This is a genomic window from Aerococcus sp. L_32 (assembly GCF_050689315.1).
Genome location: NZ_JBOEQF010000102.1, coordinates 1 through 7432, shown reverse-complemented (window position 1 = coordinate 7432; position 7432 = coordinate 1). Strand labels below are relative to the sequence as shown.

Here is a 7432-nt window from a genome sequence, read left to right as displayed (position 1 = left end):
GTCATTAAAATCGATCGGTTTACCATCAATTAAAAACTGACCAGAAGCGACTGGGGTTAACTTCATCAAACCATTCATCAAACTCGTTTTTCCAGACCCATTCTCCCCAATTAAAGCCGTAATTTCTCCTGGTTTAATCGAGAAAGATACATCCTCGAGAATTTTCTTCGCCCCATAAAATTTATTCACCTTTTCAATCTCAATCATCTTGTTCACCTCGTTTTTGGAAATATTCTGTCATGTAAGTGGCAATCTCATGCGGGTCCATATTCAAGACCTGGGTCGTATCATAGAAGACTGACATGGCCTGCTCCAAAGCATCACGCTTTAATTGTTGAATAATCATTTGGTTTTCCGTCACTCGACTCGGCACATTGGCTTCTGACACAATAATCCCTTCTTCCTCTAAAGATTTAAATGCGCGCTGGACAGTATTGGGGTTAATTTTAAAAGATTTAGCGATATCACGACGAGAGGGTAACTTATCCCCAGCCATCAAGCGACTAGCAACAATCTCCCCCTTATAATGGTCGGCTAATTGAATGTATATGGGTGCTTGTTTATCGAACTCAACCATGTTGACCCTCCTTTCTGAATAAAAAATAAAATTGTATCACTCGGTTAATACACTTTGTTATCTGTATTATATGATTAATACACTTTAGAAGTCAATAAAATATTATGAATATATTTTCAAGCATTTTTTAGAAAGGAAAAAGTTGAAATATTTGACAAGTGTACAGTTATAATCGCTATAAATTGCCGATATGATTCATTATTGAGACTAATAAAATACATAAATTGTTTTTATGGAAATCTCACATTTTTCACATTTAAATTTGAAAAATACGTGAAAAAAAGGAAATCAACCAATCATATCGCTCTTTTTAAAGCACAATGTTTTTTGCTAAATTAGAAATATTGTTCAATAATCGCAATGTTATTTTGCAGTAACACAGTCAAGTGGAAAATAAGGGAATAGCTTTAAAAATAATATTGTAAACGGTTTCTTCCAAAAGTATAATAACGATATTGAAAGTTTGAAGTTTGCAAATAAATTTTTTTAAACAAAATTGCAATCGTTTACATTTTTGGATACTTCAAACACTAGCTTTCGCGAAGCGTATGTTGTCAGTTACTAATCGTTGTTCAACAGAAGGGGAAGAAAAGAATGGCTCAAAATGTAAATGCTCCACAAGAGCAATATCATAATGCAAAGCAATGGGAAATCGCATTGTTTTCATTGAATAACTCTGCGTCTAACTTATACTTATTCGCATTTGGCTTTTTAACATACTATGCAACTGGTGTTGCAGGTTTTGCAACCTTAACCGTATCTTCATTACTAGGTGCGGCACGTTTATTTGATGGCTTAATTGACCCTATGATTGGGGTTATCATGGACCATATTGATACAAAATGGGGGCGGTTCCGTCCAATTATGATAATCTCAAATATTGGTTTGCTATTATCATTTGCTTTGTTATTCTCAACCCATCAATTTGATGGTTCGATGAAATATGGTATATATTTTGTGGCCCTTATTTTCCATAAAATTGTTTATTCGTTCCAACAAACAGTCACAAAAGCGGCACAACCCGTATTAACTAATAACCCTAAACAAAGACCCTTATTTTCTGTTTATGACACCATTTTTTCTTCAATCGGTATCTTCTCAGTGGGTCAAATGGTAGTTGCTAACTGGTTATCTCCTCGCCATGGTGGTGAATTTAACTTAGCCTTCTTTACTGAATTTATTATCGGTATTTGTGTGATTTCTTTTGTTTTAACGATTCTTGCGATGATTGGTATTTCGCGTAAAGATAATCAAGCCTTCTTTGGTTTAGGGGAATCGACAGTTGAAACGAAGTCTATCAAAGACTATTGGTCAGTCATCAAAGGTAACGGTCCACTGCAAATTCTTGCATTAACTTCAGCCTTGGTTAAATTCTTAACTACTTTAATTGGGGATCAAGTATTTGTAGTCCTTATCTTTGGTATTATCTTAGGAAACTATGGTATTTCTGGTACTTTAGGTTTAATTCAAATTATTCCCAACCTATTAATTGTTGCGGCATTTACAACAGTAGCTTCGCGGACATCGTTGAAAAATGCGTATATCTTATCATTGATTACCATGTTAACTTCTGTGGCTCTAATGGGCGTTATTTTATTCACTGCAGCAGATACACGAGAAATATTTGCTAATGGTGGGTTGGCAATGATTCTATTCTCTATTGGCTATATAGGTTTCAAGATTGCTGGGACTTACCCAACTTCAGTCGTGTTAACCATGGCTGCGGATATCTCTGACTATGAAACTGCTCGTTCAGGACGTTTCGTATCTGGATTAATCGGTACGGTATTCTCGCTAACTGACTCAATCTCTACATCTTTAGCGCCAATTGTAATCGGTTGGTTAATGATTGGTATTGGTTATACAGATGCTTATCCAGGACCAGATGAAGCGCTATCACCAGCTTTATTCGCAGCAGGGACAACATTATTAATCATTGTTCCAGCAATTCTTGGTTCGATTGCATTATTCTTAATTTCGCGTTACCCATTAAATAAACAAAAAATGATAGATGTTCAAGCACAAATTTCAGCAAGAAAAGGATAATTATTTTCTTCAAGCATAATTTTGACAAAAAAGGGTTGTGACTAAGAACGTCACAACCCTTTTATCAGTTAATTATTTACTTTTTTTACAATCATGATAGGCAAAAACTAAATTTTATAAATTTTGCTAGAAATAAACTAATCATTAGAGTTTTATTAGAATTTACTTGACTTTTTAATTTGAACATTTTAATATTGGGATAATCAAGTGAGAGATAGTAAAGAATAAGAGATAGGATCAACATTTCCAGAAAGTCTGTAGCCGCTGTGAACAGATAATGTCTCCTATGAAGACACACCTTTACTCAAATGACACCTAGTCCGGTAGTACCGTTATCGCTAGACTAATTTTATAATGATTAGTCAATGAGGTTATAGGCGCGAGCTTATAACAAATTAAGGTGGGAACACGTTTCGACGTCCTTGATCCAGAAATGGATTGAGGGCGTTTTTTTATGATATTAAACCTTTGAAGGAGGGGCAACATGGCAACATCATACGTATTACAACGAATTTCACTTGCAAGAGATTACCTTGAAACAGTATCAAATGCAGGTTTTCAATTAATCGATTTAAATATGGTAGAACCTTTTGATGGTGACGATAAGGCAGAGTATCCCAGTAATATCGTTTTTGAAAAAGAAGGACAACTTTATGCTATTCGAAGTGACTGGACACGGTCAATTTTAAATTACATGAAGGCTTATGATTTACAACAAGACAATTTTGCATATTACGGTCCAATGGTTAGAGACCACCAATCAACCTATCAAGCGGGTGTTGAATTAGTGGAACCAAATGCGCCGCAAATGGCTAATACCATTGAATTGCATCTGGATTTCGTTGAAAAAGTAAGCCAAACGCCTTTCAATATGATTGTTGTAAATAATGAAGAAATCTTAGACAAATATATGGAAAAGTTTGCATTTGGACCTGAAATTAAAGGGTATGTTATTGAAAAGAATTTGTCGGCTTTGGGGAATAGTATTGGTAAGGACCATTATTTTTATAGATTAATGGCTAAGCCGGTATCAGCACAATTTGATTTAGTGAAGAAAGACTTTGGCGATACGGAGGAAATGGCTGTGATTCATTTGCTTAAAGATACGCTTGAAAAGCGAAACACCAAAATGGTGCTTGATTTATCATTCCGGTCGCCGCAAAAATACTACAACGGCTTTTATTTCCAAGCCTTTTTAAAAGGGAATTCCAAACCTATCTTCTCAGGTGGACAGTACGCTAACGGCTGGTTTGGTATTGGATTGAATTTATCTAAAGGAGGATTTCTATGATTACTGTGGCTTTAGCAAAGGGTCGTGTTTACAAGGCTTTCAATAAATTTTTAGCAGATAAGGATTTAAATGACTATGCGGAGGCCTTGACAGATAGTGGTCGTGATCTCTTCCGTGAGGTTGGCGGGGTTAAATTCATTTTCGCAAAAGGAAAAGATGTCCCTACTTATGTGGAGCAGGGGGTTGCGGATCTGGGTGTTGTAGGGTCTGACACGATTGCTGAAAAGTTATTTAATGTCTTGAACGTGTCTGAATTGCCATTTGGTCAATGTCGACTAGCAATTGCCGGGCCTACTAACTTGGATGAATCCGATATCAAAGTGGTGGCCACGTCATTTCCAAATATTACCCGCAAGTACTTTAACCAACAAAAGCAAGATGTATCCTTAATTTTCTTAAATGGTTCGGTTGAATTGGCACCGATTCTAGGCTTAGCTGATGCGATTGTAGATATTGTCCAAACAGGGACAACCTTAAAGGAAAATGATCTTAAGGAGTACAAAACCATTTTACCGGTACAAGCACGACTGATTGCCAACAAGCAGTCATTCTATACGAAAGAGAAGGAAATCTACAAGTTTATGCAAGAAATTGAGGTGGTATAAGTGGATGTAGCAGCATTTCAAGCGGCATTTAGCACAAAGAATCAAGATACAGTGGACCTAAACCGGTTGGTAGCCGTTCAGGAAATGATTCAAGCGGTTCGGGCAAATGGGGACCAGGCAGTCATTGACTATACCAACCAATTTGATGGGCAGTCATACGCGGAGGCGGCAGATTTCAAGGTATCAGCTGAACGGTTGAAGGCCTCATGGGACAACTTAGACCCAGCCTTACAAAGGGCACTAGAAACTGCTAAAGACCGGATTGAGACCTATGAGCGCAGTGGCTTACATGCGGACCGGCCGGGCGAAGAAATTTCTTATGTTTACAAGGCATTAAATAGCGCGGGTTTTTATATTCCTGGGGGGAAGGCCTTGTACCCGTCTACGGTTTTGATGACGGTGGTGCCAGCCCTAGTTGCAGGGGTTGAAAACTTGGTAGTGACAACGCCCGTTTTTACGGAAGAATCCGTGACTTTCGCAGCCTTATACCTATGTGGCATTCGGGACAACGTGTATGCGATTGGTGGGGCGCAAGCTGTTGCTGCCATGGCTTACGGGACTGAAACCATTCCACAAGTGGATAAGATTTGTGGTCCGGGGAATGCCTATGTGGCGACTGCCAAACGGTTGGTTAACGGGGATGTATCGATTGATGCCATTGCTGGGCCGAGTGAAATCCTCTTATATGTGGATGAAACGATTCCGGTTGATGCCATCGTTTACGATATTTTTGCCCAGGCGGAACATGACCAAGATGCTCGAACTTTTCTCTTATGTGAGTCAGAAGATTTTCTTGGCAAAATAGCCGACCGCATGCAAGCTTTGTTACCTAGCCAAAAACGAGCGGATATTATTGAAGCTTCAGTTAAAAACAACCACTATGCAATCTGTGATACGAGAGAACAATTGATCGGCGTCTTGAATGATATTGCACCAGAGCACGTGTCCATTCAACATGCGGACCAAGATGAGATTGTTGATCAAATCAAATATGCGGGTGCTGTTTTCAAAGGTTACTACGCTATGGAAGCTATTGGTGACTATGTGGCAGGGCCATCGCATGTCTTACCGACTGGTCGGACTGCACGGTTCTCGCATGGTTTAACCGCCAATGATTTCCGGACTTCACACGCCATTATCAATACATCAAAAGCGACCTATCAAGCCATTGGGCCTGCTGGTCAAGCGATTGCTGAGGCTGAAGGATTAGACTGTCATGCTCAGTCAATTGTCATTCGAAAGGAAGGGTAAGCTATGAAAACCAAAGATTATTTAAAAACGGTTGAAGTGAATCAAGACGGGGACGCGGTTATCATGAACCGCAACACCTCTCCCATTCGTCCCTTGTCAGATCAAGATATTGTGGATGCAGTCTTGGCCACCCCTTTTAACCAGTATCCTGAAGACGAAGAAGCTAATTTCATTGCGGCGTATGCAAATTACGCCGGACTTGATCCAAAGAATGTGGCTGTTGCTAACGGGTCAGATGAGTGGATTCAGAAATTGATTATCCAGTTTGGTCGTGGCGGCGTCTTGGCGGTTGATCCTGATTTCTTTATGTATCAGGATTATACCAACCAGTTGGGCTTCCCCTTTTTCCAGGTGGAGAGTGAAAAGGACTTTACTTTTGATTTAGACTCAATTATCAGCGCTTTAGATGAATTTAGGCCGTCATTATTCTTCTTGTCTAATCCGCAAAATCCTACGGGCCAACAGTTTTCTGAAGAATTTTTACAGAGATTAGCGGATGAAACGGCAGATCGAGAAATCACTTTTGTCATCGATGAAGCTTATATTGAATTCGGCGAGGACTACCAACGACCAGATAATGATAACGTCCTATTTATCCGGACCCTATCTAAGATTTATGGGGTAGCGGGTTTACGGGTCGGGATTGCTTTTGGGCAGGGGCCGCGTTTCGACAAGTTGAAGGAGATTAACCACCCTTATCCTATGAATAGTGTGTCGCTAAACCTTGCCAGCAAGCTGTTTGAGGACACCAATCGACTGGATGAGTGGGTGAATTACCAACGCGATATCAAGCAGGAATTGCAGGAGGCTTTCAACCAGGTTGCTGATCTAGTCACTGTAATTCCATCTGCAACGAATTTCGTGTTTATCTTTGGCGATTTGGTGCCAGATTTAGACCAGTATTTAGCGGACAATGGTTTCGTTGGCCGTAAGTATGCAGATGGGAAAATGGTAAATGCGGCGCGATATTCGGTAATCGATTCAGCTGAATATCCCAAGTTGAAGGCAACAATCAAAGCATGGAGGGAACAAATTGAAGATTAAAGAGCGGAATACCTTAGAAACGCAAATCAAGCTGGGCCTGGCTAAGGCGGATGGATCAGGACAAACAGCCATCAATTCTGGCGTGGGCTTCCTTGACCACATGTTAACCCTATTTACCTTCCATTCAGGCCTTGATTTATATGTTGAAGCCAAGGGGGACACTTGGGTTGATGACCACCATGTCACTGAAGATATCGGGATTTTACTGGGTGAAGCTATTCGTGACCTTTACCAAGCCCAACCTTCATACGAACGGTACGGATCATATTTTTTGCCCATGGACGAAACTTTAGCCCGTGTCGTATTAGACTTATCAGGCCGACCAGTCTTAGTTTATGACGCCAACTTTTCAGCTGAAAAAGTGGGGGCCTTTGATACCGAACTTGTCAAAGAATTCTTCTACGCCGTAGCTATGAACGCTCGCATGACACTACATATTGACCTATTGAAAAACGGCAACACCCACCACGAAATCGAAGGCATTTTTAAAGCATTCGCCCGCGCCCTAAAAATCGCTTTGAAAGAAACAGACGGTGGCGTCCCATCCTCAAAAGGATTGATTCAATAAGTCAGGGTGTTTTGATCAAGAATAAGTGGCATGTCGTTGGATATTGATTG

Annotated in this window: 8 protein-coding genes; 6 read left to right on the top strand and 2 right to left on the bottom strand. The window is 39.9% G+C overall.

Going from position 1 to position 7432, the window contains the following annotated elements; translation table 11 throughout:
* On the bottom strand, positions 1-207 hold a 207-nt coding region (locus ACRCJ0_RS07750), incomplete at its 3' end, for an ATP-binding cassette domain-containing protein (RefSeq protein ID WP_431390084.1).
* Positions 200-577 carry a GntR family transcriptional regulator gene (locus tag ACRCJ0_RS07745; RefSeq protein ID WP_417893371.1) on the bottom strand — a complete coding sequence of 126 codons (378 nt, stop codon included), beginning with the start codon at positions 575-577 and terminating at the stop codon, positions 200-202. The genes ACRCJ0_RS07745 and ACRCJ0_RS07750, both read right to left, overlap by 8 nt.
* A gap of 594 nt (positions 578-1171) precedes the next feature.
* Between ACRCJ0_RS07745 and ACRCJ0_RS07740 the strand changes: the two genes are divergently transcribed.
* From ACRCJ0_RS07740 to hisB, 6 genes are all read left to right on the top strand, one after another.
* Entirely contained in the window at positions 1172-2623 is a 1452-nt protein-coding gene (locus ACRCJ0_RS07740; RefSeq protein WP_417893372.1) for an MFS transporter, read from the top strand.
* A 484-nt stretch (positions 2624-3107) separates the two neighbouring features.
* Complete coding sequence (locus ACRCJ0_RS07735) at positions 3108-3914, top strand: ATP phosphoribosyltransferase regulatory subunit (protein WP_417893373.1); 807 nt, start codon at positions 3108-3110, stop codon at positions 3912-3914.
* The gene (gene hisG, locus ACRCJ0_RS07730; RefSeq protein WP_259799977.1) at positions 3911-4519 is read left to right on the top strand and encodes an ATP phosphoribosyltransferase; all 609 of its coding nucleotides are present in this window, start codon (positions 3911-3913) and stop codon (positions 4517-4519) included. The genes ACRCJ0_RS07735 and hisG overlap by 4 nt, the downstream gene beginning before the upstream one ends.
* Positions 4520-5770: a histidinol dehydrogenase gene (gene hisD, locus ACRCJ0_RS07725; RefSeq protein WP_417893374.1), complete on the top strand. Its 1251-nt coding sequence runs from the start codon at positions 4520-4522 to the stop codon at positions 5768-5770.
* 3 nt (positions 5771-5773) lie between these two features.
* Positions 5774-6814 (top strand): pyridoxal phosphate-dependent aminotransferase, encoded by a 1041-nt coding sequence (locus ACRCJ0_RS07720; RefSeq protein WP_431390083.1) that lies wholly within the window; start codon positions 5774-5776, stop codon positions 6812-6814.
* Entirely contained in the window at positions 6804-7382 is a 579-nt protein-coding gene (hisB, locus tag ACRCJ0_RS07715) for an imidazoleglycerol-phosphate dehydratase HisB (protein WP_431390082.1), read from the top strand. Before ACRCJ0_RS07720 ends, hisB begins: the two co-directional genes overlap by 11 nt.
* Positions 7383-7432 lie beyond the last annotated feature (50 nt).

What these genes read in the sequence shown, in the direction of transcription:
- ACRCJ0_RS07745 (WP_417893371.1), bottom strand. Translation starts at nt 577, where the DNA reads ATGGTTGAGTTCGATAAACAAGCACCCATATACATTCAATTAGCCGAC.
- ACRCJ0_RS07740 (WP_417893372.1), top strand. Translation starts at nt 1,172, where the DNA reads ATGGCTCAAAATGTAAATGCTCCACAAGAGCAATATCATAATGCAAAG.
- ACRCJ0_RS07735 (WP_417893373.1), top strand. Translation starts at nt 3,108, where the DNA reads ATGGCAACATCATACGTATTACAACGAATTTCACTTGCAAGAGATTAC.
- hisG (WP_259799977.1), top strand. Translation starts at nt 3,911, where the DNA reads ATGATTACTGTGGCTTTAGCAAAGGGTCGTGTTTACAAGGCTTTCAAT.
- ACRCJ0_RS07720 (WP_431390083.1), top strand. Translation starts at nt 5,774, where the DNA reads ATGAAAACCAAAGATTATTTAAAAACGGTTGAAGTGAATCAAGACGGG.